Below are 26,887 nucleotides of genomic sequence, written 5' to 3' on the forward strand. Positions count from 1 at the left end.
GTTATAACGCACACGGGGTTTTTATGCGTATCCCAGCGCTTCCATTGCCGGCTCTACTGGCAGGATTTATCGCCGTTCTGGTAGGTTACGCCAGTAGCGCGGCAATCATCTGGCAGGCCGCGGCTGCAGCGGGGGCCACTCCAGAGCAAATTGCTGGCTGGCTGACTATGCTGGGGATAGCCATGGGAATAAGCACCCTGATACTGACAGTCTGGTATCGCGCTCCGATCCTGACCGCCTGGTCTACACCCGGGGCGGCATTACTTGCCACCAGTTTAGCGGGCAGCAATATCAATCAGGCCGTGGGCATTTTTATTTTTTCTTCATGCCTTATTCTCATCTGTGGAGCCAGCGGTCTGTTTGCTCGTCTGATGCGCATCATTCCACATTCCCTTGCTGCCGCGATGCTGGCAGGGATCTTATTACGCTTTGGGCTGGATACCTTCACTTCGTTACAGGGTAACTTTGTATTATCCGGTAGCATGCTGATAAGCTGGTTGGTCCTGAAACGCTTTGCACCTCGCTATGCGGTAGTTGCAGCACTTCTGGCAGGAGCTGCGATATGCTTGCTTAAGGGTGAGTTTACACCCGACAGCACAGTGGTAAGTATTGTTCTGCCGACCTGGACGACGCCAGAATTTAACTGGGCTGATTTACTCGGGATCGGTATTCCCTTCTTTCTGGTGACGATGGCATCTCAGAATGCTCCCGGCGTTGCGACACTCCAGGCTTCCGGATACAAGGTACCCGTTTCACCGTTAATAACGGTGACAGGATTAATTGCGCTGATTCTCGCCCCCTTTGGCGTATTTTCTGTCTGTATTGCCGCAATTACAGCAGCAATTTGCCAGAGCGCTGAAGCTCACCCGGATAAACAACAACGCTGGCTTGCCGCCGCAGCCGCTGGAGGATTTTATTTGCTGGCGGGCCTGTTTGGCGGATCGATTTCAAGCCTGTTAACCGCCCTGCCACTGGCGTTTATTCAGACACTTGCCGGGCTCGCTTTGCTGAGCACCCTTTCAGGTAGCTTGTTTCAGGCACTGAATCATGCACAGGAACGAGATGCGGCCATTATTACTTTTCTGGTCACGGCATCGGGTATCAGTTTACTCGGTATCGGTGCCGCATTCTGGGGACTCGTTGCTGGCGGGATCAGTTATTGTCTGTTTTCACGTAAGGGAAGTACGTAACCCTGAAGGTGTCACACCCCAGACTGTTTTAAAGCGGTTGCTAAAGTGACTCGCTGAGCTAAAACCGCAGGCCAGGGCTATTTCAGTCAGGGTCTGAGAAGTCTCGCAGACCAGAGTTTTGGCTTTTATCATCCGTCGCTGCATTACATACTGATGGGGCGCCTGCTGGGTTGACTGTTTGAACATTCGGGCAAAATGAAACTCGCTCAGTTCAGCCTGTAATGCCAGCTCCTCAAGGGTTAATGCACTATCAAGATGTTGTTCAATATAGTCCTGAGTCCGCCGTAGAATGGCCGGAGATAATCCCCCTTTGGTGGTCGGGAGCTGCCAGTCAACCGTGCTGTAATGCTGAACCAGGTGTGTCAGCAATAGCATCGATGCCGTGGTTAATGTCAGATGGTTAGCACGCTGTTGCCAGTCATTGTTGAGCAAAAAATGACGGTATAACTGGGTAATACGTTCATCACTGGCAAATGTTTTTTCATCCAGCTGTATTCCCGCCGGGCTGCGATCCCATATTTGCTCAGCAATCGTACGCAGGTGCTTATCGGTGCAATACAGGTGCACAAATGAGAAATGGCTGCCTATATTCCATTTTGATTCACTGTTAGCCGGCATCAGACAAAAACGATCCGGCCCGCCGCCGTTGCGCCAGCCATGCGCTGTTTCCCGATAGGTTTCATATCCTCCGCTCACATAAAGACTGAGAGTATGGTGATCGCCTTGTTGCGTCACCCTATCGTTTTCATTCGACCAGGCCGCCAGTTGTAAACCGGCGCCAGGTTGAACGCTGTCGAGTAAGCGGGCTTTATGTTTAAGCAAGTTTTGAAAGATGTAGTAAGGCGATGTCATAAGCGATTTCTGATATCAAAAACACATAAACAGTGTAAAGAATGACGCTGCAGATAACCAGTTACCGGGAAAAAAAGCGCAAGAATAAGCAAGTGACGCAAGTCAATGAAAGTCCTGATAACTGACACGATACATAATGTAAGTCTAATTATTTAGGGTGCCATTATAATGAATGCTTTTCTTTACAGCTTGGTCGTTGTGATTTGGGGAACCACCTGGATTGCGATTGGTATGCAACAGGGACAGGTTTCCGTCCCGGTATCTATATTCTGGCGTTTTGCTATCGCCTCCGGCGTGATGCTTATTATTATGAGTCTGTTGGGACGACTACGTCCTATTGCTTTGAAAGATCATCTGTTTTGTATCATGCAAGGCGCATGTGTATTCGGTTTTAACTTCTTCTGCTTCTATCACGCCTCTGCCTTTATTAATACCGGGCTGGAATCGGTGATTTTTTCAATGGCAGTACTCTTCAATACCATGAACAGCTTCTTGTTTTTCAGAAAAAAACCGTCTCCGCGTATTATTCCGGCAGCCTTGCTGGGCATGCTGGGGGTTACCGCGCTGTTCTGGCACGAACTGGTCAGCAGTGCCCTTTCCGTTACCCTGTTTTATGGTATCGGATTAAGTCTGTTAGGTACCTTTGGTTTTTCTCTGGGTAATATGATAAGTGTGCGCCATCAACAACGTGGCCTGGATATGCTGTCAACGAACAGTTATGCCATGCTTTACGGTACCGTAATAATGGGTGTTCTGGCCCTGATTCGCGGTGACTCATTTATGCCGGAACTCAGCTTACATTATCTGGGTGCCCTGTTTTATCTGGCTATTTTTGGTTCGGTTATTGCCTTTGGGGTCTATTTCTCACTGATAGCTCGACTGGGAGCCAGTAAGGCCGCCTACAGCACGCTGTTATTTCCACTGGTCGCCTTAAGCCTGTCGACAGTTTATGAAGGTTATGTCTGGCATCTTAATGCCGTAATAGGTCTGGTAATGATCCTTGCAGGAAATCTGGTGATGTTTGCCGGTCCGGTACGTTTACCCTTTCGGCGCAGCATATATCCAAAATAATTCGGATTGCTTGTAGATACCAAATTCAGACCGTCGATGAGCATAGATAAACTCTGTGATTCGGCGGAATGAACGCCTGCAATACCCAGGCAACTTGAAGCATGACGGGTATAATAATCTTATCCATTGCATTCATAACAATCCATTATTATTTCCGACAAGGGTAGTTTTTAAAATACCTCGTCGCTTAAGCAGCAGTCTGTTGCAAGATTAATCTGACAGGCACTTGTATCAATAACAAGTGCCTGTTGAGCATAACATCACTCATTTCAACTACGCTAGCTGAAGCTTATAAATTAACATTTTTTCTTATTAAACCTGACATTTCCAAAAGTGAATAAATCATATCCACCATAATTTTTTGTATGAGAGCGAGAACCACTCATGAATAATACATTTTCCGATGAGATATAACCGGCCCAGCAATCAAAAAGCACAAAATCTCTATGTGTGGTTTGTTCAGCGCAATAAGACACCATAAAACCAATACCTGCATGACGTTGATCTGATGTGTAAAACCAGCCAGCGCTTCCGTCATTATTGATTTTATATACCACCTCACCTTTTGGTGTGTTTTTTACCGTAAACGTCCCCTCAAACCTACTCTGTTGCGGATAAGATTCTGTGATATCAAGAGTATATCGCTCATCTTCACTGACATATTTTCCAACAATATTAATCGACATAGTATCACATCAAGGTACAACGTTATTTAAGTAGCGGATAAATAGCCACATAGAATTCGATAAACTATTTTCAATAAGAAAATAGAGATTAACTGAAGCATATAGGGCTATTTAGTTCAGTTTAGCCTTAGATGTATCGGATAAATTGGTTTGATCACATCATTTCGGTTATTTTTCCAACCATATCAGTTTGTTCATTATCTATCCCCACAACCAGAGGAATGCCCAAACCAATAATATTATTAGCATCAAAATAATATATAGTTCCGACAATATAGTTCTCTCTACCTTCTGGCAAGGCATCAAACAGTAAAGTTACATGTCTCCTTTTTCCCCAGCCAGCACTGTTATCTGATATGCTAATAACACTGGCTGTTTTTTTATCTGCCGACTGTTCAAATACAGAACCACCTGGTATAGCATGGGACATATCAGTAATAATGCCATCAGATATAACCCTGACTTCAATTCTTGCATTTTTTGTTTCTGGCAGACCATTAGTGTTAAAATCAAAATTTATTTTTACCGGTTGGTTAACTTTAGCTACCGGGATATTTTTCTGAATAATACTGTCGACGATTACTGTCATAAAAACCTCTTCTGTTGTTTGTTTATAAAAGTAGACTATCAAAAATAAAAAAACCATTTCTGATGGATTTACGATGTTTTCTGGAAAACATCGATTCTGTTTAATTATCAATTTCAGGGAAAATTAACAACGTGTTACGCTTCCAAAAATTACAATTCTCTGTGTAAAATGTCACCTTGCGAATCCAGCATGCTAATTACTTAAATTGATCACAGATAAAAATCAATAGCGCAGTAGAAATTACCCCAATTAATAATTTTAGTTTCATTTAAACGACGAGAAATTTATTAACTTATCATTCAATGCCAAATAATATTAAAAAATCATCTTCAGGATATAATTAATATACTACCAAAGCAGGAGTGACATTTTAAATCTGATTTAGACTAGTCACTATCAGAAATAAAAAAAATGAAGTTGATCACAAAGCAAGTCAATATATCTATTGACTGCAATATAGTCAGGAGGAGTATTTCCTTTGCAGACACATAATTTATAAATAAGGAATTAAATTTTATGCTCGTTTACAGACAAACCAAACCGTACGCCCTCCGGACGCCATATCTTCGACTTGATGGCGTATCACCTTAAAACCGGCCTGGTGCAGTAAATAACGATACTCATCGGCAGCCAGACTGGAATGATATAAATCTTGATCCGCAAAACGGCCGATCGCTTCACCATTTTCAGGTCCGGTATTAAAGAGCAGATATGCACCCGGAGCCGCATGTCTGGCAAAGCGGGGAAACATCTGACGCTGGGCATCACGGGTAAGATGGAAAAAACTGTCCCAGGCTATCAGAGCGGCAAACTGTTGCCCCAGCGCCAAGGTGCGCATATCCGCACAATACCATTGATGGCCAGAAAACGCTGCCCGGCAGCGAGTTATCATACCTGGGGATGAGTCAACCCCAGTTATCTGTAACCCATGCTGAATCAGATATGCAGCTATCGGCAGCCCGTTTCCACAGCCAATATCCAGAATACGGTCTCCCGGTCTGACAGCGGCAATCAAGGCATCAAGCCACGTTTTTTCTACCGTAATATGCAAGGCTCGCAAGTCAGACCACAGTTCAACCTGCGCTTCATAGAGGTCAATTACCGCATTAGCAGAGGGCGCATCGGTCTCTGTGATACCCTCATTGTTTATATCAACAGAATCTGTCATGCGCAGCCATTAGGATTCAATACGACCGTAAATATTTTGATCGTGGTACTGCCCATTAAGGAATTCCGCCTGTTTCAGGCAGCCTTCGAGGGTAAAACCATTCCGTAAAGCGACCTGATTGCTGGCCTTATTCGTCACAATAGACTTAATGACAAAACGACGAACCCGCCCTTCGCTAACAAACTTTGCAATCACGGCTTCAATGGTTGCCGAAATGATGCCAAGTCCCTGCATCTTTTCATCAAGCCAGTAACCGATATAGGCTGTTTTGTTGGCCGGCTCAATAAGGTTAAAAGAGAAGACCCCGACCATTTCATTATGATAAAAAATCAGGTACATCTTGGTGTAATGACGATGATGCAACAGGTAGTTCGCCATCAGCGTCTTGCGCGTATCTTCAGAGGTTGTGACATACCGGGGCCAGTCCATTGCTGCTTGTAACCAAGCTTGGTTACGTTTCACTAGCGTAAACAGTGATTCACTAAATTTCTCATTCACCGAGTGCAGATAAATATCGTCATTAACCTCGATTATTTCATCAGACCACTGGCTTTGAGTGAGAGATGATTCATTTTTGGTTTCTGTCATTTTTATATGCTTTTAATAATTATAATGTTGGTATGATAAAACGTTGTTGTGTCGGTATCCGCCCCATCTTCTTCAGTATGGGGCGGGCAGATTAATACATAATACGATCATCGTGGTGCTGACGTTTTTCCGGCGGCGGCGGGAAGTACTGGTATAACCAAGTTTCGCTTAATGTCTCGTCTTTGGTGCGCAAGAACATACGCATTTCCACCGGATCGGTTGAGTCATTGGTTGGATACCAGTCAAACAAAATACGATAACCATCAAAAGGTTCGACATACAAAATTTCTATTTGTCTCGCTTCACCATTCGATAAATTAATGACCGGCTCGATACCTTTCGCCGCGGCCTCTTTCAAATTGCCGCCGACAAAATCAACGGCGATACGGCGTGCCCATTTCTCCGGATAAAACTCACCCGGAGCCCAGCCTTCCGGGAATCCACCCATACCGGTACGGGTCGCGAGGACACGTGCCAGAGAGCTTTCTACTGGCGGGAATGCGCTCCAGTAGAGGCGATATTTAAAATCGAACTTATCGCCTGCTTTCGCCGGTTTTTCTGGCTGCCAGAAGCAAACAATATTGTCCAGCGTTTCACCTGTGGTTGGGATTTCCATCAATCCGATACTGCCTTTGCCCCACTTGTTACGCGGTTCAACCCACAGACTTGGCCGTTTGTTATACCAACCAATAACATCCTGATAGCTGTTGAAATCACGATCAAGCTGCAATAAGCCAAAGCCTTTCGGGTTATCATCCATAAAGGCATTAAACTGCAATTTTTGCGGGTTATTGAGTGGTCTGGTAATCCACTCTCCGTTACCGCGCCACATTGCCAGACGATCGGAGTCATGAATTTGTGGATGAATGGTATCGCACATCCGACGTTCATTGGTACCACAGGCAAACATGCTCGTTATCGGTGCGATGCCGAGTTGTTTTACATCTTTGCGCAGATACAGATGATTATCGACATCCATCACGACCTGTTTCTGTTCGCAATGAATAACAAATTTATAAGCTCCCGTCACGCTTGGGCTGTCAAGCAGGGCATACACCACAAAGGTGGTATCTGAAGGTTTCGGTGTTTCAAACCAGAATGCGGTAAAGTCCGGGAACTCTTCAGGGGTACCCGCGTAAGTGTCAACCGCCAAGCCGCGCGCAGAAAGGCCATACTGGTAAGTATCATCAACCGCACGGAAATAGCTGGCACCCAGGAAGGAGACAATATCGCGCCGCGCCAGTTCAGGCGCTTTAAACGCCCTGAAACCAGCGAAACCAAGATCAGATTGCCCTTCCAGTTGTTTAGTATCGATCCCGGCATCATGGTAGTTAAACAGTTCCGGACGAAAGTGTACTTCACGCGCCAGATGAGATTGTGGATCGACGGAGAACATACGGATACGGCGGCGGAAGCCCATACCAGAATGGAAAAACTGAACGTCTAGCTGACGATCGTTCTGATTATTCCATAGTGAATGTTCGGCATCATACTGAATGCTGTTGTACGCCTGAGGCGTCATTTTCGCCAGAGTGTCCGGCAGTGGGCGAGGCATACCGCCCCAGGCTTGCGTTGACAAATCATGCGCCATGCTTTGCAGCACTTTGAAATCAAATTTGTTCGACTGCCCGTCGGCAATATCTATACCACTGGCAAAAGCGGCCTTAGAAAAAAATGTGGCCAGTGCCGGTGTGCCACAAGCCGCAGCAAGTGCCATGGAAGCTTTAAGAAAACGTCTACGATTCATTCCAGGAAACGGGTCCTTATCTCTCGATATATGCTGCCCGAACAGAGCAGCGCTTTAACAAGATATTGCCTTGTTTCTGTCGAACACTCTAGAGAAAATTAACCGGACTTTTCCCATAAAAGACAATGTCGTTATCCCTCTACTCAGAATGAGGCTACACCAGACCACAGCGACGTTTGCTTCTTGCTTCTGCCTGCTGATAGAGCGAGAACTCATCAATCACAGATGTCCCTAACGCCTGCTCAAAAACAAGGCGACTGCCTTCACTGTGCTGACGATGCGTCTCCGCGCCCCCCAAATTTGACTGAAAAATGCCGGCTGCGCTGACAGGTAAAAAATCCTCATAAATAATCGGATGCGCCAGTAGCCACCCTCGTTCAATCAGCAGTTCTACATCGTCTGCCGGGGTAATTTCCGCCCGGTGACTTTCGCCAACAGGGGTCAAACGATACCTGAAGTAGGCCAACTCCTGCTTGCGTAGCGCCATGTCATTGTCTGGAAAACGACTAAAAATCTGGCAAAGGTGCTGTTGATGATGAAAATTATCCACTCCCTGGCCCGCTGCCAATAATAAGGCATCATAAAGTGCCCGCCCCTTCGGCGTTAACGCAATCCCGCGCTGCTCTACCTCGCCAAACCGCGCGGTATGGGTACTTTGCTGATTGTCAGAGAACAGTACAGATTCTTCCAGGGCTTTAAAACTGGTCTGACGCAGTAAAATCGGGATTTCACGACGAGGCGGGCCTTCAATGATGGTCTTCGGCATCATCCCATACTCCACCATCAGAGACTGAACTCTGTCGATATCCAGTGTTCTGGGAGTCAGATGATTAATATGGCAACCACGGAAACAGACGACATCGGCGATCAGCCGATGCTCATGGTGTAAATCCTGATAAGTCTCGAGAGGGACCGTTGCCTGTTGATGCCAGCGAAAGGTTTCCAGCACTTCAGGAATAAACTCATTAACCTGCTGTGCGGTAAAACTCCCCTGCTGGTCATAAATATCGAGCAATTCCCGACAACGGGGCGTAAAAATATCACGCCCGGCCAAGATGCTGGCAGCACGTAAGCGCAATTGCGGGTTTTCAATTAATTCCAGACGTAGCAATGAGGTAAAAACACGAAACGGATTACGCGCCAGCGCACAGTCATCAACAGGCCGGAATGCCGTGGAGTGCACTGGTACTCCCGCCAAGGATAGATCGTAATAGCCAACAGGATACATACCCATTATCTGAAAAATGCGTTTCAGTGTTGCCAGTTCCTCCGGTTTTCCCACCCGAATCGCCCCATGGCGCTCGACATTAAGTCTGGCGAGTTCATCCGCATTTTCCAGTTGCTGATACAGATCAGGATGACTCTCAAGTACCGCCAGATTCACATCAGCCACCAACTCTAATAACTCGCCATACTGTGGAACCTCACTCTGGTACATCCCTGACATCGCCTGTGAAAATCTCTCTCTGATCTCATCGGCTGATATAGTGTTTGGCATAAGCTGCATTCTCCAGTGGATACTGCTGAAAGCGTAGAGCCTGGCGAGCACTTAGTGAATAAGAATATTCATTTTGTGATCTGCTCGGAAATATAACTGAACGAAATACTTCCTATCACTTTAATTTCTTTTGGCTATTTGGGTTCACTTTAATCTAAGCCTGTCGCAGCCAAAACCCGGTCAGGTAAAAAACGGGAAGTCAGCCCGTTTTGCTTACTAAACCGGCAGTATGCGGGTAAACAGATTTTAGCCTGCCCGTTTCAGCTCCCCGCCCAACATAGTCTGTGGCTGTATTTTGCCGTGTCCACGACACTAATGTTGTGACCCATCGAGAGATGTTGATTTTATTTTGCTATCAAGTTATCAAATTTAAACAACTTATCTTGTCAGCGGGAGGGGGCTTTTTTAACATTCAGTATGGAAAAAAATGGTCTCTTCAGTCAGCGCATTCGCTTGCGCCATTTACACACTTTCGTAGCCGTCGCACAGCAAGGAACATTGGGGCGAGCGGCTGAAACTCTTAACCTTAGTCAACCCGCACTTTCCAAGACATTAAATGAACTGGAACAACTGACCGGAACACGTTTATTCGAGCGTGGACGTTTGGGTGCTCAACTAACCTTGACCGGTGAGCAGTTTTTGACTCATGCGGTGAAAATCCTCGACGCCTTAAATCACGCAGGTCTTTCATTTAACCAGAAAGAAGATCAACCTTCAGAAGTCATACGTATTGGTGCCTTACCCACTGCTGCCCTGGGAATTTTACCCGCCGTAATCGGTCCGTTTCACAAACAGCAAAGCCACGTTAAGCTTCAGGTTGCCTCCATGAACAACACCATGATTTTATCCGGGTTAAAATCAGGTGAACTCGATATCGGCATTGGCCGAATGTCCGATCCGGAACTGATGGTCGGGCTTAACTATGAATTACTTTTTCTGGAATCATTAAAACTGGTCGTGCGTCCGAATCACCCTTTACTGAATGAAAATATTACCTTGAGTCGGGTCATGGAGTGGCCGGCAGTGGTCTCGCCAGAAGGGACTGTGCCTCGTCAAAATGCGGAAGCTCTGCTTGCAAGTCAGGGGTATAAACTCCCGGCAAGTTGTATTGAAACTCTCTCAGCATCACTGTCCCGTCAGCTCACTATAGACTTTAATTATGTCTGGTTCGTGCCTTCAGGAGCAGTAAAAGACGACTTGCGCCAGGGGGTACTGACAGCGCTGCCTGTGGAATCACAATGCACGGCGGAACCTATTGGTATTCTGACTCGCGTTGATACAGTATTGTCAGCAGGAGCCCAAATTCTTATCTCTTCAATTCGTAAATCTATGCCTGCGGTATAACCGATAACCCCGACGTAAACATTTTTGTTGGCGCAGGGGTTTATTCACCGCTAACGACTGCGTTTAGCATGTTGTTCCCAGGTTTCCTGTTTTGCTTCTGCCGACTTTCTCAACGCAACATAACAGGCTCCACTCCCACCATGGTGTGGCAGCGCACAACAGAAGGCCTGCACATCCTCAAATTCAACTAACCAGCGAGCGAGAAAGCTGCGCACAATATTAGGATGTGATTTATTTTCTCGTCCTTTTCCGTGAATGATCAATATATTACGCAGACCTTCGGTTCGCGCCTGCTGAATATAGCTAAACAGCATTTGCCGGCACTGTTCTACAGGTTGACGTATCAGATTTAAACTGGCTTGCTGAGGATATTTACCCAGCCGCAACTTATTCAACACCCCCTGCTGAAGCCCTTCACGTTTAAATTCCAACGGCGTGTCGAGAGAAACTATCTCCAGAAAATCGGTGGTCAGGAAGTTATCCAGTTGCGAGAGATCCTGTTTCTGCTGTAGCGCTTTTTTCTGCGGTTTAAGCCAGTGTTGAGTTTCGTCATGTTTTAGCGGTGTGACATCACCCATAGCTTCCAGAAACAACGATTTATCACCCAAGTTCATTATCATTCCTCCAGCTATAACCTCCGGCACTATAACCTTACGACCGTTTATGCTCAACGCAGGTCATCGCGATATTGCCGCGTAACGTCTGTGTGACTTTACCAGAAAATCATTCTATTTAGCCCGTTGGCTCTTTATGATAATGCCCCAGTCAGATGATACATCCCTGTCTGTTCTCAGACATGTAACGATCGTTAAAGGAAATGACTTGTGATAACGCTTTTAGAAGACAGAATTGATACTCCGCTGGGCGTATTATGTATTTTGTGTGACAGCCAGTTCAATTTGCGGGCGGTGGAATGGGAAGAACATCAGCAGCGTATGGAACAATTGCTGAATATTCATTACGGAAAACAGGGGATCAGACGAGTAAACAGCATTAACCCTGGCGGCCTCAGTGATAAATTCCATGCCTGGTTTGCAGGCGATCTGGATATCATTACCCACCTCCCCACCGCAACCATGGGCACGCCATTCCAGCGCGAAGTCTGGCAGGCACTGCGTACTATACCTTGTGGCCAAGTACTCTATTATGGGCAACTGGCGGCACTGCTGGGACGACCAACAGCAGCTCGTGCTGTGGGGGCCGCTAATGGGGCCAACCCCATCAGCATTGTTGTGCCTTGTCATCGGGTTATTGGTCGAGATGGTTCAATGACGGGTTATGCTGGCGGTGTGGCAAGAAAAGAGTGGTTATTGCGTCATGAAGGCTATTTACCCGCTGAATAATACAATTTTTTATTGCAAAACTTCTGATTAGAAAACCCACTAATACCTTTAAATTCAAGTTGATATAAAAGATAGCCCTTACAGTTAATGATTTATTGTTTTATTGCATCTTCGTTGCGCTTACTTGCTATCAGAAAAGATGTTAAAATTGACAAATATCAATTATGCCGAGGGCTTATTTATGATCCCAGAAAAACGCATTATTCGACGCATTCAGTCTGGCGGTTGTGCGATCCATTGCCAGGATTGCAGTATAAGCCAGTTATGTATTCCGTTTACATTGAACGAGCATGAACTGGATCAGCTCGACAACATTATTGAGCGTAAAAAACCGATTCAGAAGGGTCAGACCATTTTTAAAGCGGGTGATGAGTTAAAAGCATTATACGCTATTCGCTCCGGCACCATTAAGAGTTACACCATCACTGAACAGGGTGATGAACAGATCACGGGCTTCCATCTTGCTGGCGATCTGGTGGGTTTCGATGCTATTGGCGCCGGAAGCCATCCTAGTTTTGCTCAGGCCCTGGAAACGTCCATGGTTTGCGAAATCCCGTATGAGACGCTTGATGACCTGTCGGGTAAAGTCACCAGCCTGCGTCAGCAAATGATGCGTTTAATGAGCGGTGAAATTAAAAACGACCAAGAGATGATCCTGCTGCTGTCGAAAAAGAACGCAGAAGAGCGTCTGGCCGCTTTTATCTATAACCTTTCTCGCCGTTTCGCTCAGCGTGGATTCTCACCACGTGAGTTTCGTCTGACCATGACGCGTGGCGATATTGGTAATTATCTCGGGTTGACCGTAGAAACCATCAGCCGTCTGCTAGGTCGCTTCCAGAAAAGCGGAATGTTAGCGGTTAAAGGCAAGTATATTACTATCGAAAACAGTCAAATGCTGGGTGAGCTGGCAGGCCAGCCGCAACTCGCAACAGTACGCTAATCTCATGACGCTTATTGCCGGTGATTTTTATTTTTTTGACCCGGCAATCATCCCTCTGCTGTTTCCCAGGCCACTTTGATGTACTCTGATGCTGTATCCTGAATAATTCGAGTTGCCAGTAGGCACTCAGTTTGGCCTGTCGTGAGCATAGACAAACTATGTGATTCAGCGGGCTGGACCCAGACAACTTGATGTATGACGGGTATATATCCATTGCTCTGTGGTAAGGAGAAAGGTATGGCAAACTACCAAGATATACTTGTGGCGATTGATGCCACCCAGGACGATCAGCCCGCTTTACGTCGTGCAGTTTATTTACATCACCGTATTGGCTGTAAAATTAAAGCCTTTTTACCTATCTATGAATTTTCCTACGAAATGACTACCCTACTGTCACCTGACGAACGTGTCGCGATGCGTAAAGGTGTCATTAGCCAGCGTACCGCCTGGGTTAAAGAGCAAGCCCAGGCTTATATTGATGCAGGCGTTCCGATTGAGATTAAGGTGGTCTGGCATAATCGTCCTTTTGAGGCCATTATCCAGGAGGTCATCACGGCCAAGCATGACCTGGTATTAAAAATGGCGCACCAGTACGACCGCCTGAGTGCGGTGCTGTTTACTCCCACTGACTGGCATTTACTGCGCAAATGTCCTTGCCCGGTCTGGATAGTCAAAGACCAGCCCTGGCCTGAAGGGGGTAAAGCCTTGGTTGCCGTTAACCTGACCAGCGAAGAACCCCATCATGATGCTTTAAATGAAAAGCTTCTGCGGGATACCCTTCTGCTGGCAAGCAAGGTTGATAAGACCGAAGTCCATTTAGTCGGCGCCTATCCCATTACGCCAATCAGTATCGCCATAGAATTACCGGACTTTGACTCCAGTACCTATAACAATGCGATTCGCGGGCAACATTTAATTGCCATGAAAACTTTGCGGCAAAAATTTTCTATCGATGAAAATATGACCCATGTTGAAAAAGGGCTGGCGGAGGAAGTTATTCCTAACCTTGCGACGCATCTTGATGCGGGGATCGTGGTGCTGGGTACCATTGGTCGTACCGGGTTATCGGCCGCTTTTCTGGGTAATACCGCGGAACAGGTTATTGATAGCCTGCGTTGTGACCTGCTGGTTATCAAGCCTGACGATTTTGAAAGCCCGGTTGATTTAGATGACGAAGAAGAAGATGATGATGACTAATCTGTAGGTCATTATGTGCGGGCATCAAGCAGGATGAGGTTTACTCGCCCCATCCTGCAAATGGATATCGCGTTTATTCTGTCAGGCGGAAAAAACGACGATAGTCACTTAAGTCTCTTTAACGCTCAGCCCGTCAGTCTTGGGTTCATCCTGAACGTGACTTAATATCAGCAGTCCAATGAGTAAACTGCAGAGGATTAACACTAAACTTAAGCGTTGTATTAAACCTGCTAATACTAATCCCCCTCCCAACATCATGTAATACATTAATCCAAGGATAGCTCCCGCCGTCCCAATACAATCATTATAGCGACGCAGAGCACGGGCCAGAATATTGGGTATTGCAATACCATAAGCCATAACAACGGGTATCATCGCCAATACAAACCACACTTTGTTTTCTGTCACCAGCATTGAGATTGCCCCTAAAAAACCTAAGCCAAAAGCCAGTTTTAACAGCGATATAAATATCCAATTCCTTGCCACTAAAACTTTATTTACCACAGCACCAAGGCTTACGCCAATAGCCAGGATCAGGCCTGTATAACCGAACCAGGTATGTGGAATAGTCAGCGTTTCAAAATGAAAAGGAGCAAGCTGATAATAACTAAACATGCAGGTATTAAATAATGCAACTGACATCGCGCTACGCCAAATATCACCATCTTTTAACATCCGTTTAAAGGTACTGAAAAAAGGAGCCTGTATTATTTGTAGCGGACGTGTTTCAGGCATTTGCCAAGCCACATAACCAAGGAGAACAAAAGCTAATATCGCCAGACCGGTGAATACACCTTGAAATCCCCAGTAATATGTTAACACTGTGCCACTGAGAACTCCCAAGGCCGGACTCAATGCCATTGCTATCCCCATTAACGAAAATACTTGTGTCAGTTCTTGCCCGTTAAAACAATCCCGAATCGCGGTTTGTGTTCCTACGGATCCGACTGCAGCACCAAAGGCAGCAATAACACGAACAGCGAGTAAGAGAGCAAAAGTATCGCTTACCACCGCAATAATGGATGCCAGTAGATATATGCCAAGACCGAGCAAAATAACAGGTCTTCGCCCAATAACATCACATGCTCGCCCCCACACCACCACACCCAGTGCAAAAGCAAAAAAATAACTGGATAAAGTTTGCGCTGCTATTTCTGCACTAACATGAAATCCATCAGCGATATGTGTTAAAGCGGGGCTGTATATAGTCTCCACCACCTGAGGAAACATCATCATTGATGTTGCCAGCGTTAAAGTAAGTTTTCGTTGCATAATCATCTATATTGATAGGATATTATTTTGAAAAAGTACCATAATGATTTTTTATCTATTACAACGTTGAAGACATAATATTTATAAAATCGGACATTTTATGACATGGATCTCCTCAGACACTGTATTTAATCCTGATGAATACGATAATGATGTCATAGGTATTGCTTCTGAACTCACTCAGCATGACTCCGGGTTTCACAGGCATAAAAAGGGACAATTACTGTTCAGTCACCAAGGATGTATGCGCATTACGCTTAATGACAGCCTTTGCTTACTTCCCCCCGCCCGTATGGCCTGGATCCCTTCGGAGGTCGTACATCGGGTTCAAATCAGTGGCGTAACGGGTTATCGTTCTATTTATGTCGATAACCGATGTCATTCTGACTTCAGTCAACATGTAGAAGTGTTAAGGGTGACGGGATTATTACGGGAAGTTTTAGAGCGTATCGCATTGACAGATTTTTCAATGAACTGGCAGCATGGTCCGGCCGCACATATTTGGGCAGTGTGTAAAAATGAAATTCATAGTGCTCAACGCGAGTCAACACTGCTTTCATTTCCTAAAGACCGCCGTTTAAGCACTTTGAATGAGAACGACATGCCACCACCGTTATGGACGCTTGCAGCGAACACTGGCGCTACAGAAAAAACAATCGGTCGTATCATGGTGAGAGAAACCGGACTCAATTACCAACAATGGCGGCAACAATGGCGGTTGTTAAAGGCAATTGAATTACTAACAGAAGAACATGCTGTCTCTGATATAGCGAGCATTTTAGCGTTTTCCAGTGATAGTGCTTTCATTACATTCTTTAAAAATATGACTGGAAGCACGCCCGGGATATATATGAGCAACGGAAAGGTTGGTAGGTAAATAACGGCTGGTTTTATGGTAGAGGTAAAGGCCCAGGCCGTGGACTGGACCTTACCATCAATACGAGGGAAAACACTGTTTTCCCTGTTTGTTGTGACCGGATAACCCCATCAGGATAATCCGGGCTTATTTCACGACTTACAGTGCTTTCAGAATCGCTTCTACGCTTGATTTCGCATCACCAAACAGCATCTGGGTGTTATCTTTAAAGAACAGCGGGTTCTGTACACCAGCATAACCGGTATTCATTGAACGTTTGAAAACGATAACGTTCTGCGCTTTCCAGACTTCCAGAACAGGCATACCGGCGATAGGACTTTTAGGATCATCCAGGGCCGCCGGGTTAACGGTATCATTCGCGCCGATAACCAATACTGTATCGGTATCAGAGAAATCGTCGTTGATTTCATCCATCTCCAGTACCACGTCGTAAGGTACGCGAGCTTCAGCCAACAATACGTTCATATGCCCCGGCAGACGTCCGGCAACAGGGTGGATACCAAAACGGACTTTGATGCCACGCGCACGCAGTTTTTCAGTAATTTCTGCGACCGGATACTGAGCCTGAGCCACCGCCATACCATACCCTGGGGTAATGATAACTGAGGTTGAGTTTTTCAGCAGTTCAGCGGTTTCTTCTGCATTGATTTCACGGTGCTCGCCCTGCTCTTCTTCTTCACCCGTAGAGGAGCCGTCGGTACCAAATCCACCGGCAATCACGCTGACAAACGAACGGTTCATCGCCTTACACATAATGTAGGACAGAATTGCGCCTGAAGAACCTACCAACGCACCAGTCACGATCAGCAAGTCGTTGCTCAGCATAAAACCAGCCGCCGCCGCTGCCCAGCCTGAGTAGGAGTTCAGCATAGAAACAACAACCGGCATATCTGCACCACCGATTGATGCTACCAAATGCCAGCCAAAGGCCAGAGCAATCACCGTCATCGCCAGCAGCGCCAGCACTTGTACTGCTGTGCTTTCAGCACGAACAAACGCCACTAGCAGCAGGAATGAAACCACGATCGCTGCCAGATTCAGCTTATGGCGATGAGGCAGCATTAGCGGCCGGGATGAGAGCTTACCGCATAATTTTCCAAAGGCGACAATCGAACCGGTGAAGGTTACCGCACCAATAAAGATCCCCAGGAAGACTTCGGTTAAATGGATATTTTCCATTACCGCGTCCAGACCCGGATGGTGTTCCAGATAGCTGTTAAAACCAACCAGAACCGCGGCCAGACCAACAAAGCTATGGAGAACAGCAACCAGCTCCGGCATTTCGGTCATTTCGACTTTCTTCGCCAGTTTGATACCGATCGCACCACCCAGTACCATCGCCACAAGTACCCAGCCGATATTACCGGACTCTGGGCCAAAAACGGTGGCAACTAAGGCAATAGTCATCCCGATGATACCAAACAGGTTGCCCCGTTGTGAGGTTTCATGGCGAGATAAACCAGCCAGACTACAAATAAACAGGATCGCGGCAACAATATATGCCGCTGTAACTAATCCGCCTGACATGTGCTACCCCTTAATTCTTGCGGAACATTTTCAGCATGCGCTGAGTGACGGTGAAGCCGCCGAAGATATTGATGCTGGCAATTAATACCGCAATAAAGCTCAGGAAGCTGACCCAGCCACCACTGCCAATTTGCAATAAGGCACCCACCACGATAATTCCCGAAATAGCGTTAGTGACCGACATCAACGGGGTATGCAATGCATGAGATACGTTCCAGACCACGTAATAACCGACCACACAGGACAGCGCAAATACGGTAAAGTGACCAAGGAACTCTTTCGGTGCGACATTAGCCAACCAGCCGAACAGAATAATGGCCAAGGCCATCAGCGCATATTTACGCCAAGGGGATGCCGGAGCCTTTTCTTCTACCGGAGCGGCTACTTTAGCCGCAGCCGGTTTTGATTGAGCGGAAACCTGAATCGGTGGCGCAGGCCAGGTAACTTCACCTTCACGAATCACCGTTACACCACGAACGACTACGTCTTCGAAATCAACGACGATATTACCGTCTTTTTCTTTACATAGCAGTTTCAGTAAGTTAACCAGGTTAGTACCGTATAACTGAGAGGACTGGGTAGGTAAGCGACCCGGTAAATCGGTATAACCGATCACCTTCACACCATTAGGCGTCACGGTGATAGTATCCGCAACCGTGTATTCACAGTTGCCACCGTTCTGTGCAGCAAGGTCAACAATCACGCTCCCCGGCTGCATGGAATCAACCATTTCGCGAGTGATCAGTGTCGGTGCTGGTTTACCCGGGATCAAAGCCGTCGTGACAATAATGTCGACCTCTTTGGCCTGAGCAGCAAACAGTTCCATTTCGGCTTTAATAAACGCCTCAGACATGACTTTTGCGTAACCGTCACCGCTACCTGCTTCTTCTTTAAAGTCCAGTTCAAGAAACTCAGCGCCCATACTCTGGACTTGCTCTTTCACTTCCGGACGGGTATCGAAGGCGCGTACGATGGCCCCCAGACTGTTGGCTGCGCCAATCGCTGCCAGACCGGCAACACCGGCACCGATGACCATGACTTTTGCCGGTGGTACTTTACCTGCTGCAGTAATTTGCCCGGTGAAAAAACGGCCAAATTCATGCGCTGCTTCAACAATGGCACGATAACCGGCAATATTCGCCATTGAACTCAAGGCATCAAGCGACTGTGCGCGTGAAATACGCGGTACAGAATCCATCGCCATCACGGTGATATTGCGCGCTGCCAGTTTTTCAAGTAATTCAGGGTTCTGTGCCGGCCAGATAAAGCTGACCAGAGTAGCCCCTTCCCGCGCCAGCTCAATTTCACCATCCAGCGGGGCATTTACCTTTAAGATGATATCTGATTGCCAGATATCTGCAGTATCTGCCACGCTAGCACCCGCGCGCAGATAGGCTTCATCGTCAAAACTCGCCTCTTTACCCGCACCACTTTCAATGGCTACGGTGAATCCCAGTTTGAGCAGTTGCTCCACCGTTTTCGGTGTTGCTGCTACGCGGGATTCATTGGCCAGCCGCTCTTTTGGTACACCAATACGCATACTATTCCCTTCCATCGGTTTTTATGATGGTTTGTCAGACCTTGCCACAATAACGTTAGCTATCTGCTTTTAAGCTACAAAGCAGACCACTGATACATCACCCGTTACAAAAAGTTTCTGTCTTAGTCTTTTATAACCTACTGAAAATAACGCCTGTGATCTACATCAGGTTATCAGTATTTATTTCAGAAACAGTAAAATTTCACACATAATGCATTCAGCTAGTTATTTTCATCCGACATCTGTTATAGAGGCCTGATAATCAACTCATCAGCTAAGTAAAAACATGATTCTTCGCCATACTACGATGCAATTTAACAACGCATTAACTAAAATAGTCATAACCTTTATCTATTTTAGTGGTGAACAGGGTATTTTTTACAATTATTCTCTCCGTTAAACGTTCAACATCTCTTTATCTGCATAGCGACCAAGCTTGGTACGCGTGGCCGCAACCTGCATAACCGGAAGATATAACGTAGTGAGCGAAATGCAAACAGCAGATAAGTAACTTGAATTATGTCGCTATATTTATAAGCAGATAATATCTGGCGCAAAAATGGCGCAGACAATAGTATTGTTTCAATGCCATAATCGGGGCCTAACAGATACAGGTCATTAAACGCAGTCCCCGTACCCATTTTGCGCAAGGCGAAGGAATTTTTATGAAGCTCAAGAATACCGTTCTGGCGTCAGCTGTTATTTCACTTACCTCACTGTCAGTGCAGGCAGCGACGGAACTGACGCCGGCACAAGCGGCCGCCCTACAACCTTACGACACGATTGTGATAACCGGACGCTTTAGCGCTATCAGTGATGCGGTTGCGGCCGTTTCTCGCCGCGCTGATAAAATTGGCGCTGCTTCGTTTTATGTTCAGGATACCAACGACACCGGAAACGGCGGTAACTGGCGTGTAGTAGCCGCGGTCTATAAAGCTGATGCCCCAGCTGCACCCGAGCCAGAAGGCCGTGTTATCAATGGTCTGACTGAGTTATCTAAAGATAAAGCCAACAGACTTCAGCCGTTCGATACCGTTACGGTACAAGGTTTCTACCGCAACCAGCCTGATATTAATGAAGCCATTGCAAAAGCGGCAAAAGCGAAAGGTGCTGCATCATTCTTTATCGTTCGTCAGGTAGACGTTAACCAAGGCGGGAATCAGCGTATTACCGCTTTTATCTATAAAGCTGATGCTAAAGAGCGCGTAGTGCAGAGCCCGGACGCAATCCCTGCGGACTCTGAAGCGGGCAAAGCGGCTCTGGCCGAGGGTGGCGAAGCCGCTAAACGTGTGGAAATTCCAGGTGTTGCCTCTTCTGAATCGCCAAGCAGTGATGTTGGTCGTTTCTTTGAAACCCAGTCGTCTAAAGGCGGACGTTACACCGTAACACTTCCTGATGGCACAAAAATAGAAGAACTGAATAAAGTCACCGCGGCTCAAATGGTTCCATTTGACAGCGTTAAATTCACCGGTAACTACGGTAGCAGCACTGAAATCTCTTATCAGGTTGCAAAACGCGCAGCGAAGAAAGGTGCTAAATACTATCACCTGACGCGTCAGTGGCAGGAAAATGGTGGAAACATCACCATAAGCGCTGACTTATATAAATAAACGCTCAATTATTGATGACAAAGGCAGCTTCGGCTGTCTTTTTTATTCCCATCATGCCAAGGTAACTGCCGGCAAAGTCTGTCTCTGTCTTTCATTATATTTTTTAAGTATTTCTGACAGATAAGAGACGCTTACCTCTCCAGAGCGGGATATTTATATAATATACTGTCGTTCTACAGGACAGATACGGGAAGTCATTTTCCGGTTATCTTCCGCTATTTTTACAAACGAGGGTTAGGGAACATAATGACACATCAACCGATCGTCCTGACCGGTGGCGGAAAACGCATTGGGCTAGCGCTGGCACAACACTTTGTCGCGCAAAAACAACCGCTGATTATCAGTTATCGTACCCATTACCCAGTCATTGAGCAGCTAAAACGGGCAGGTGTTATCTGTCTTGAAGCTGACTTCTCAAACGATCAGGGGATCCTGGACTTTGCTAAACAGGTTCGCACTATCACACCTTCGCTACGTGCCATTATTCACAATGCCAGTGACTGGCAGGCAGAGGACCCAGCCATTCCGCTGAGCAGTACGCTGGACAGAATGATGCAAATCCATGTCAAAGTGCCCTATTTGCTCAATCATGAGTTTGCTCCTCTGCTGCGCGGTTCAGCGCCAGCCAGCGGCGATATCATTCACCTGACGGATTATGTTGCTGAACGTGGAAGTGATAAACACATTGCTTATGCCGCCAGTAAAGCCGCTCTTGATAATATGACCCGCTCTTTTGCCCGCAAGCTGGCGCCCGAAATAAAAGTCAATGCCATTGCCCCCGCCATGATAATGTTTAACGAGCATGATGATGCAGCCTATCGCCAGCAGTCTCTGGATAAGTCGTTAATGAAGATAGAGCCTGGCGCCGAAGAAATTGTCCATCTGGTAGAATACCTGCTTGCCAGTCGCTATGTCACAGGACGAACGCACGGCGTTGATGGAGGACGACCACTTCGTTAACTCAAGGTTGTACTCCTCTCAGCTACTCTGTGAGAGTTCTTACACACACCGGCATGATGCATAATGAATAAAATAGTATTTGTCGAAGACGATCCGGAAATAGGTAGCTTAATTACGACTTACCTGGCAAAGCATGATATTGACGTTATTGTTGAAAGTCGTGGGGATCTCGCTGAGGCAGTTATTGAGCAACAGCAACCTGACTTGGTATTACTGGATATCATGTTACCGGGTAAAGACGGGATGACCCTATGCCGGGATCTGCGTCCGCGCTGGGAAGGTCCGATAGTGCTATTAACCGCGCTGGATAGCGATATGAATCATATTCTGGCGCTGGAAATGGGCGCCAATGATTATCTGCTAAAAACCACCCCACCCGCCGTTTTACTGGCACGTTTGCGCTCACATTTACGTCAGCACAGCCCAAGTGCTATCACCGCGAATAACGACAAATCGGCCTCCTTGATCCCGCACAAAGCACTCCGTTTTGGCAGTCTCTTTATTGACCCAGTAAACCGCCAGGTGACGCTTGTTAATGAGAATATCATCTTATCTACTGCCGATTTTGATTTACTTTGGGCACTCGCCACTCATGCAGGCCTGGTTATGGGCCGTGATATCCTGTTGAAAAATCTACGTGGCGTAAGCTATGACGGACTGGATCGCAGTGTTGATGTCGCAATTTCCAGATTACGCAAGAAATTAAACGACAGCGCAACTGAACCTTTTCGTATTAAAACCGTGCGTAATAAAGGCTATTTATTTGCCCCCCATGCCTGGGAAACGGCTCTCTGATGAAGAAACTCTTTATCCAGTTCTATCTACTGCTGTTTGTTTGCTTCCTGGTAATGACGCTGTTAGTCGGCCTGGTCTATAAATTTACTGCAGAACGGGCGGGTAAAGAGTCGCTGGATGATTTAATGAAAAGCTCGCTTTATCTGATGCGCAGTGAGCTTCGGGAGATCCCACCCCGTGACTGGAATAAAACCATTCATGAACTTGATCTTAATTTGTCGTTTAAGCTCAATATCCAGCCACTGAATAAATTTACTCTCGATGCCGAAAGCATGAAACGGCTACATAATGGCGAGATTATCGCCCTGGATGAAGAGTATACGTTTATGCAACGAATACCGCGCAGCCACTATGTTCTTGTGGTAGGCCCGGTGCCTTATCTGCTGTTTCTGCATCAAATTCGTCTATTGGATATTGCCCTTATTGCATTTATCGCCTTTTCTCTGGCCTTACCGGTGTTTATCTGGATACGTCCACACTGGAAAGATATGTTAAAACTTGAAAATGCCGCTCAACGCCTGGGTGAAGGCCACCTGGAAGAACGCGTCTATTTTGATAATACATCGGGATTTACTCGTCTGGGCGTCACCTTTAACCTGATGGCGGATAACATTAATACTTTAATCGCGAGTAAAAAGCGCCTGATTGACGGTATTGCCCATGAACTCCGTACTCCTCTGGTTCGCCTACGCTACCGTCTCGCGGTGAGTGATAATCTCAGTGAAGAAGAGTCGTTAGCGTTGAACCGGGATATTAGTCAGCTGGAGTCATTAATCGATGAACTGCTCACTTATGCCCGCCTTGACAGGCCACAGACCGAATTAAATCTTGCTGCTGTAAATTTCAGTCAGTGGCTGGTGAGTCATATTGAGGATGTTCGGAAGCTCTTCCCCCAGCAGGACATCAGCCTGGAAACCGATACGACGACTGAGGTCGACTATGGCGTGGTGGATTTACGGCTAATGGAGCGCGTCACTGATAATTTGCTGAATAATGCACTGCGTTATAGCCAGCAACGGCTGCGCATCAGCTTATGGCGTGACGAAGAAAAGGCCTTCTTACAGGTGGAGGATGACGGCCCTGGCATTCCTGAAAAAGATCGTACCCGAGTACTGGAACCTTTTGTTCGCCTGGATCCCAGCCGGGACAGAGCTACCGGAGGCTGTGGCCTGGGGCTGGCGATTGTTCACTCTGTGGCGGTCGCCATGCAGGGGGAAGTCATCATTACCAGTAGTCCCTTGGGTGGAGCAAGTTTGCGCTTTTGCTGGCCCGTTTGTCACACTATACCGTCAGAAGAGGCGTTGGCTGCCTTGACGTCAGTTCAAAAATCCTCGTATTAAGAACCGTTATTGCTGAAGAAGCAGGTGTTCATATTTCCAGCAACAACGTTCAAAATTTAGCGGCCAGACAGTACATTAAATTTGCGCTAATCCGCCATCTACATTATGCCTTTTCTCAGGTTCTCAATAATCCTGATGAATTTTATCTGTCAGAGGATGGGCAAACATCGAAGCCTATGAAAACCACGAGCATTCAGAAACATTTTTAAAGGCCCTGGCAACGGTGGTGAAACATGTACGCATTCTGAATCGCTAAGGCATTCGCTGTACTGACGCCGCCCCGCCTGCCTGAACTATTAACAATCAGACGCTGTTGCCAATATTCTCACATTATGTTAAATCTAACAGGATGTTGTAACTATTTAGAGGCAATAATGGCAAGCTATGACTTGGTTGAACGAATGACCTCCACTTTCCGCACGCTTGAGCATGCCCTGGTGCAGTTTCGCGACGAACTTGAGCAGTTACCGCTGCTGGCTGGTCGGGTTTTTTCACTGCCTCAGACAGTCAAGGGTAAGGAACATGATCCTGTTTCACAGATTGCAGTAAATCAGCATGTTGGTCAGGCGGCACACAAGATGAGTCAGGCTCATTTTACGCATTTGTTTATCCAGCAACAGTCAGAGAATATCAGTAGTAAAGTTGCGGTTCGTCTGCCCGGCGTTATTTGTTACAATGTCACTAAAAAACAACATCAACAGCTAAGCCAGCAAATTACGAATATCAATACTCTGAAAAAAACCTTGGAAGAGATCATTACCGTTGATTCAGGGCTTGGCCCCGCCCAGCGTTTTGAATGGGTGCATCGTTATATTCCGGGTTTGATTACGCTTAACGCTTACCGCACCATTACTCTGCTCGCCCCACCTGAAACAGTGCGCTTTGGCTGGGCAAATAAACAAGTGATTAAAAACCTGACCCGAGAACAGGTGCTGGAGAACTTGCATAAGAGTTTAAAAAACTGTCGGGCCGTACCGCCCTGGAGCAAAGAGCAGTGGGCCGAGCGTTTAGCCCAAGAGATTAACGATATTGCGCGACTACCAGAAAAAACCGTATTAAAAATTAAACGGCCGGTAAAAGTGCAGCCCGTCGCACGAGTCTGGTATCAGAAAACGCAGAAACAAGTGCAGTATGCCTGCCCTTCCCCCCTGTTAATTCTCTGTCAGCGGGAACTGGGGGAAAGCATCCCACAAACCGGTGAACTGACAAATTATGATGCAGACAATATTCAATATCGCTATAAACCTGATGCGCAGCCGCTGGAGCTCATTATTCCGCGACTGCACCTGTACTATCAGCCTTAATGTCTTCCCCGTCTTGCATGACGGGGTTTAGGAGGACTCTTATCCATTACGAAGACAGGCTACCCACCATTTGCTCCGGACGGACCCAGGCATCGAATTCACTGTCGGTCAGATAACCCAATTTCAGGGCAGCCTCTTTCAGAGTCAGCCCTTCTTTATGGGCTTTCTTGGCAATTTCTGCCGCTTTATCGTAACCAATATGGGTGTTGAGGGCAGTCACCAGCATTAATGACTCATTGAGTAACTGACTAATACGCTCCCGATTTGGTTCAATACCGATAGCGCAATGGTGATTAAAGCTGTCCATACCGTCAGCCAGCAAGCGTACCGACTGTAAAACATTATGGATAACCATTGGCCGGTACACATTCAGTTCAAAGTTACCGGACGCCCCTCCCATATTGACAGCGACATCATTCCCCATCACTTGGCAGCAGAGCATCGTCAAGGCTTCACATTGCGTTGGATTCACCTTTCCAGGCATGATTGAGCTGCCCGGCTCATTCTCAGGAATAGAGATTTCACCGATCCCACAACGCGGGCCAGAGGCAAGCCAGCGCACGTCATTGGCTATTTTCATCAAGGAGGCAGCCAGCCCTTTCAGGGCACCATGGCTATGCACCAACGCATCACAGGTCCCCAGCGCTTCAAACTTATTCGGTGCGGTAATAAAAGACTGTTCAGTAATATCAGCAAGTTCGCGGGCAACACGCACCGCGTATTCAGGATGGGTATTAAGCCCGGTTCCCACTGCCGTTCCACCGAGTGCCAGTTCACTGAGATGCGGTAAACTGTGTTCGATATGACGGAAATTATGTTCCAGCATGGCCACCCAGCCAGAAATTTCCTGCCCTAACGTCAGGGGCGTCGCATCCTGGAGATGCGTTCGGCCAATTTTGACAATATCCTGGAACTGCTGCGCTTTCCCGGCCAGAGTTGCCGTTAACTCACCCAGTTGCGGCAGCAATTGTTCTCTGATGGCAATCACAGCGGCGACATGCATCGCAGTAGGAAAGACATCATTCGAGCTCTGGCTTTTATTCACATCATCATTGGGATGAATCAGACGCGCCATGCCGCGCTCGCCTCCCAATAATTCGCTGGCCCGGTTCGCCAGCACTTCATTCATATTCATGTTACTTTGTGTGCCCGATCCGGTCTGCCAGACGGCCAATGGAAACTCATCCGGATGCTGTCCTGCCAGCACTTCATCTGCCGCCTGAATAATCACACTGGCTTTATCTGTCGGCAACAAGCCTAAATCGGCATTCACTTTAGCCGCTGCCCGTTTTGTCAGAGCAAGGGCCTGAATGAGTGCAGTCGGCATTTTTTCGGTTGAAATACGGAAATGTTCAAGGGAGCGTTGAGTCTGTGCCCCCCATAGTTTATCCGCCGGTACATCGATAGGGCCCATTGAGTCTTTTTCACTGCGACTGGATGTCATGTCTT

The 26,887-nt window shown here is 46.9% G+C and carries 24 protein-coding genes; 12 read left to right on the top strand and 12 right to left on the bottom strand.

What is annotated here, in order from left to right; genetic code table 11:
- Window positions 1-23: 23 nt before the first annotated feature.
- Window positions 24-1,190, top strand: a complete 1,167-nt coding sequence (locus tag Q1A40_RS10550; protein ID WP_299999909.1) for a benzoate/H(+) symporter BenE family transporter — start codon at window positions 24-26, stop codon at window positions 1,188-1,190.
- Here Q1A40_RS10550 and Q1A40_RS10555 read toward each other — a convergent pair.
- Complete coding sequence (locus Q1A40_RS10555; RefSeq protein WP_299999911.1) at window positions 1,170-2,042, bottom strand: helix-turn-helix domain-containing protein; 873 nt, start codon at window positions 2,040-2,042, stop codon at window positions 1,170-1,172. The genes Q1A40_RS10550 and Q1A40_RS10555 overlap by 21 nt on opposite strands.
- A gap of 168 nt (window positions 2,043-2,210) precedes the next feature.
- Here Q1A40_RS10555 and Q1A40_RS10560 point away from each other — a divergent pair, with 168 nt between their 5' ends.
- Window positions 2,211-3,113, top strand: coding sequence for a DMT family transporter (locus tag Q1A40_RS10560; protein WP_299999913.1), 903 nt, complete (start codon window positions 2,211-2,213; stop codon window positions 3,111-3,113).
- 296 nt (window positions 3,114-3,409) lie between these two features.
- On the opposite strand, the gene Q1A40_RS10565 is transcribed toward Q1A40_RS10560, so the two are convergent.
- From Q1A40_RS10565 to Q1A40_RS10590, 6 genes are all read right to left on the bottom strand, one after another.
- The gene (locus tag Q1A40_RS10565; RefSeq protein WP_299999915.1) at window positions 3,410-3,799 is read right to left on the bottom strand and encodes a hypothetical protein; all 390 of its coding nucleotides are present in this window, start codon (window positions 3,797-3,799) and stop codon (window positions 3,410-3,412) included.
- A gap of 154 nt (window positions 3,800-3,953) precedes the next feature.
- Complete coding sequence (locus Q1A40_RS10570) at window positions 3,954-4,388, bottom strand: hypothetical protein (RefSeq protein WP_299999917.1); 435 nt, start codon at window positions 4,386-4,388, stop codon at window positions 3,954-3,956.
- A gap of 514 nt (window positions 4,389-4,902) precedes the next feature.
- Window positions 4,903-5,556 (bottom strand): class I SAM-dependent methyltransferase, encoded by a 654-nt coding sequence (locus Q1A40_RS10575; RefSeq protein ID WP_299999919.1) that lies wholly within the window; start codon window positions 5,554-5,556, stop codon window positions 4,903-4,905.
- 9 nt (window positions 5,557-5,565) lie between these two features.
- Window positions 5,566-6,144 carry a 50S ribosomal protein L7/L12-serine acetyltransferase gene (gene rimL, locus Q1A40_RS10580; RefSeq protein ID WP_299999921.1) on the bottom strand — a complete coding sequence of 193 codons (579 nt, stop codon included), beginning with the start codon at window positions 6,142-6,144 and terminating at the stop codon, window positions 5,566-5,568.
- Window positions 6,145-6,235: 91 nt separating this feature from the next.
- Entirely contained in the window at window positions 6,236-7,891 is a 1,656-nt protein-coding gene (locus Q1A40_RS10585) for a glucan biosynthesis protein D (protein WP_299999923.1), read from the bottom strand.
- A gap of 154 nt (window positions 7,892-8,045) precedes the next feature.
- Entirely contained in the window at window positions 8,046-9,389 is a 1,344-nt protein-coding gene (locus Q1A40_RS10590) for a VOC family protein (protein ID WP_299999925.1), read from the bottom strand.
- 417 nt (window positions 9,390-9,806) lie between these two features.
- Here Q1A40_RS10590 and Q1A40_RS10595 point away from each other — a divergent pair, with 417 nt between their 5' ends.
- Window positions 9,807-10,733: a LysR substrate-binding domain-containing protein gene (locus Q1A40_RS10595; RefSeq protein ID WP_299999927.1), complete on the top strand. Its 927-nt coding sequence runs from the start codon at window positions 9,807-9,809 to the stop codon at window positions 10,731-10,733.
- Between the two features lie 50 nt (window positions 10,734-10,783).
- Here Q1A40_RS10595 and smrA read toward each other — a convergent pair whose 3' ends face one another.
- Window positions 10,784-11,347: a DNA endonuclease SmrA gene (gene smrA, locus Q1A40_RS10600; RefSeq protein WP_299999929.1), complete on the bottom strand. Its 564-nt coding sequence runs from the start codon at window positions 11,345-11,347 to the stop codon at window positions 10,784-10,786.
- Window positions 11,348-11,557: 210 nt separating this feature from the next.
- Here smrA and ogt point away from each other — a divergent pair, with 210 nt between their 5' ends.
- The 3 genes from ogt to uspE all read left to right on the top strand — a co-directional run bounded on the left by ogt (window position 11,558) and on the right by uspE (window position 14,213).
- Window positions 11,558-12,076, top strand: a complete 519-nt coding sequence (ogt, locus tag Q1A40_RS10605; RefSeq protein ID WP_299999931.1) for a methylated-DNA--[protein]-cysteine S-methyltransferase — start codon at window positions 11,558-11,560, stop codon at window positions 12,074-12,076.
- Between the two features lie 181 nt (window positions 12,077-12,257).
- On the top strand, window positions 12,258-13,016 hold the full coding sequence (locus Q1A40_RS10610) for an FNR family transcription factor (RefSeq protein WP_299999933.1): 759 nt from the start codon (window positions 12,258-12,260) through the stop codon (window positions 13,014-13,016).
- A gap of 237 nt (window positions 13,017-13,253) precedes the next feature.
- A complete protein-coding gene (gene uspE / locus Q1A40_RS10615; RefSeq protein WP_299999934.1) occupies window positions 13,254-14,213 on the top strand; it encodes a universal stress protein UspE in 960 nt (319 codons plus the stop codon).
- A gap of 108 nt (window positions 14,214-14,321) precedes the next feature.
- Here the strand turns inward: uspE and Q1A40_RS10620 are convergent, their stop codons facing one another.
- Window positions 14,322-15,485, bottom strand: coding sequence for an MFS transporter (locus Q1A40_RS10620; protein ID WP_299999935.1), 1,164 nt, complete (start codon window positions 15,483-15,485; stop codon window positions 14,322-14,324).
- Window positions 15,486-15,585: 100 nt separating this feature from the next.
- On the opposite strand from Q1A40_RS10620, the gene Q1A40_RS10625 reads away from it, so the two are divergent.
- Window positions 15,586-16,362: a helix-turn-helix transcriptional regulator gene (locus tag Q1A40_RS10625; RefSeq protein ID WP_299999936.1), complete on the top strand. Its 777-nt coding sequence runs from the start codon at window positions 15,586-15,588 to the stop codon at window positions 16,360-16,362.
- Between the two features lie 138 nt (window positions 16,363-16,500).
- Here Q1A40_RS10625 and pntB read toward each other — a convergent pair whose 3' ends face one another.
- Together pntB and pntA are read right to left on the bottom strand one after the other, a co-directional pair.
- Window positions 16,501-17,889, bottom strand: coding sequence for a Re/Si-specific NAD(P)(+) transhydrogenase subunit beta (pntB, locus tag Q1A40_RS10630; protein ID WP_299999938.1), 1,389 nt, complete (start codon window positions 17,887-17,889; stop codon window positions 16,501-16,503).
- Between the two features lie 10 nt (window positions 17,890-17,899).
- On the bottom strand, window positions 17,900-19,429 hold the full coding sequence (gene pntA / locus Q1A40_RS10635; protein WP_299999940.1) for a Re/Si-specific NAD(P)(+) transhydrogenase subunit alpha: 1,530 nt from the start codon (window positions 19,427-19,429) through the stop codon (window positions 17,900-17,902).
- A gap of 665 nt (window positions 19,430-20,094) precedes the next feature.
- On the opposite strand from pntA, the gene ydgH reads away from it, so the two are divergent.
- The 5 genes from ydgH to tus all read left to right on the top strand — a co-directional run bounded on the left by ydgH (window position 20,095) and on the right by tus (window position 25,438).
- Complete coding sequence (ydgH, locus tag Q1A40_RS10640) at window positions 20,095-21,039, top strand: DUF1471 family protein YdgH (RefSeq protein ID WP_299999941.1); 945 nt, start codon at window positions 20,095-20,097, stop codon at window positions 21,037-21,039.
- 246 nt (window positions 21,040-21,285) lie between these two features.
- Complete coding sequence (gene folM / locus Q1A40_RS10645) at window positions 21,286-21,999, top strand: dihydromonapterin reductase (protein ID WP_299999943.1); 714 nt, start codon at window positions 21,286-21,288, stop codon at window positions 21,997-21,999.
- Between the two features lie 63 nt (window positions 22,000-22,062).
- Window positions 22,063-22,794 (top strand): two-component system response regulator RstA, encoded by a 732-nt coding sequence (rstA, locus tag Q1A40_RS10650; protein ID WP_299999945.1) that lies wholly within the window; start codon window positions 22,063-22,065, stop codon window positions 22,792-22,794.
- Window positions 22,794-24,134, top strand: coding sequence for a two-component system sensor histidine kinase RstB (gene rstB / locus Q1A40_RS10655; RefSeq protein ID WP_299999947.1), 1,341 nt, complete (start codon window positions 22,794-22,796; stop codon window positions 24,132-24,134). Before rstA ends, rstB begins: the two co-directional genes overlap by 1 nt.
- A 374-nt stretch (window positions 24,135-24,508) precedes the next feature.
- Window positions 24,509-25,438, top strand: a complete 930-nt coding sequence (gene tus, locus Q1A40_RS10660) for a DNA replication terminus site-binding protein (RefSeq protein WP_299999950.1) — start codon at window positions 24,509-24,511, stop codon at window positions 25,436-25,438.
- A 46-nt stretch (window positions 25,439-25,484) separates the two neighbouring features.
- Here tus and fumC read toward each other — a convergent pair whose 3' ends face one another.
- Entirely contained in the window at window positions 25,485-26,882 is a 1,398-nt protein-coding gene (gene fumC / locus Q1A40_RS10665) for a class II fumarate hydratase (protein WP_299999952.1), read from the bottom strand.
- Window positions 26,883-26,887 lie beyond the last annotated feature (5 nt).

The organism is uncultured Cedecea sp., assembly GCF_947498825.1.
In the GTDB taxonomy this organism is placed as follows: Bacteria; Pseudomonadota; Gammaproteobacteria; order Enterobacterales; family Enterobacteriaceae; genus JGM124.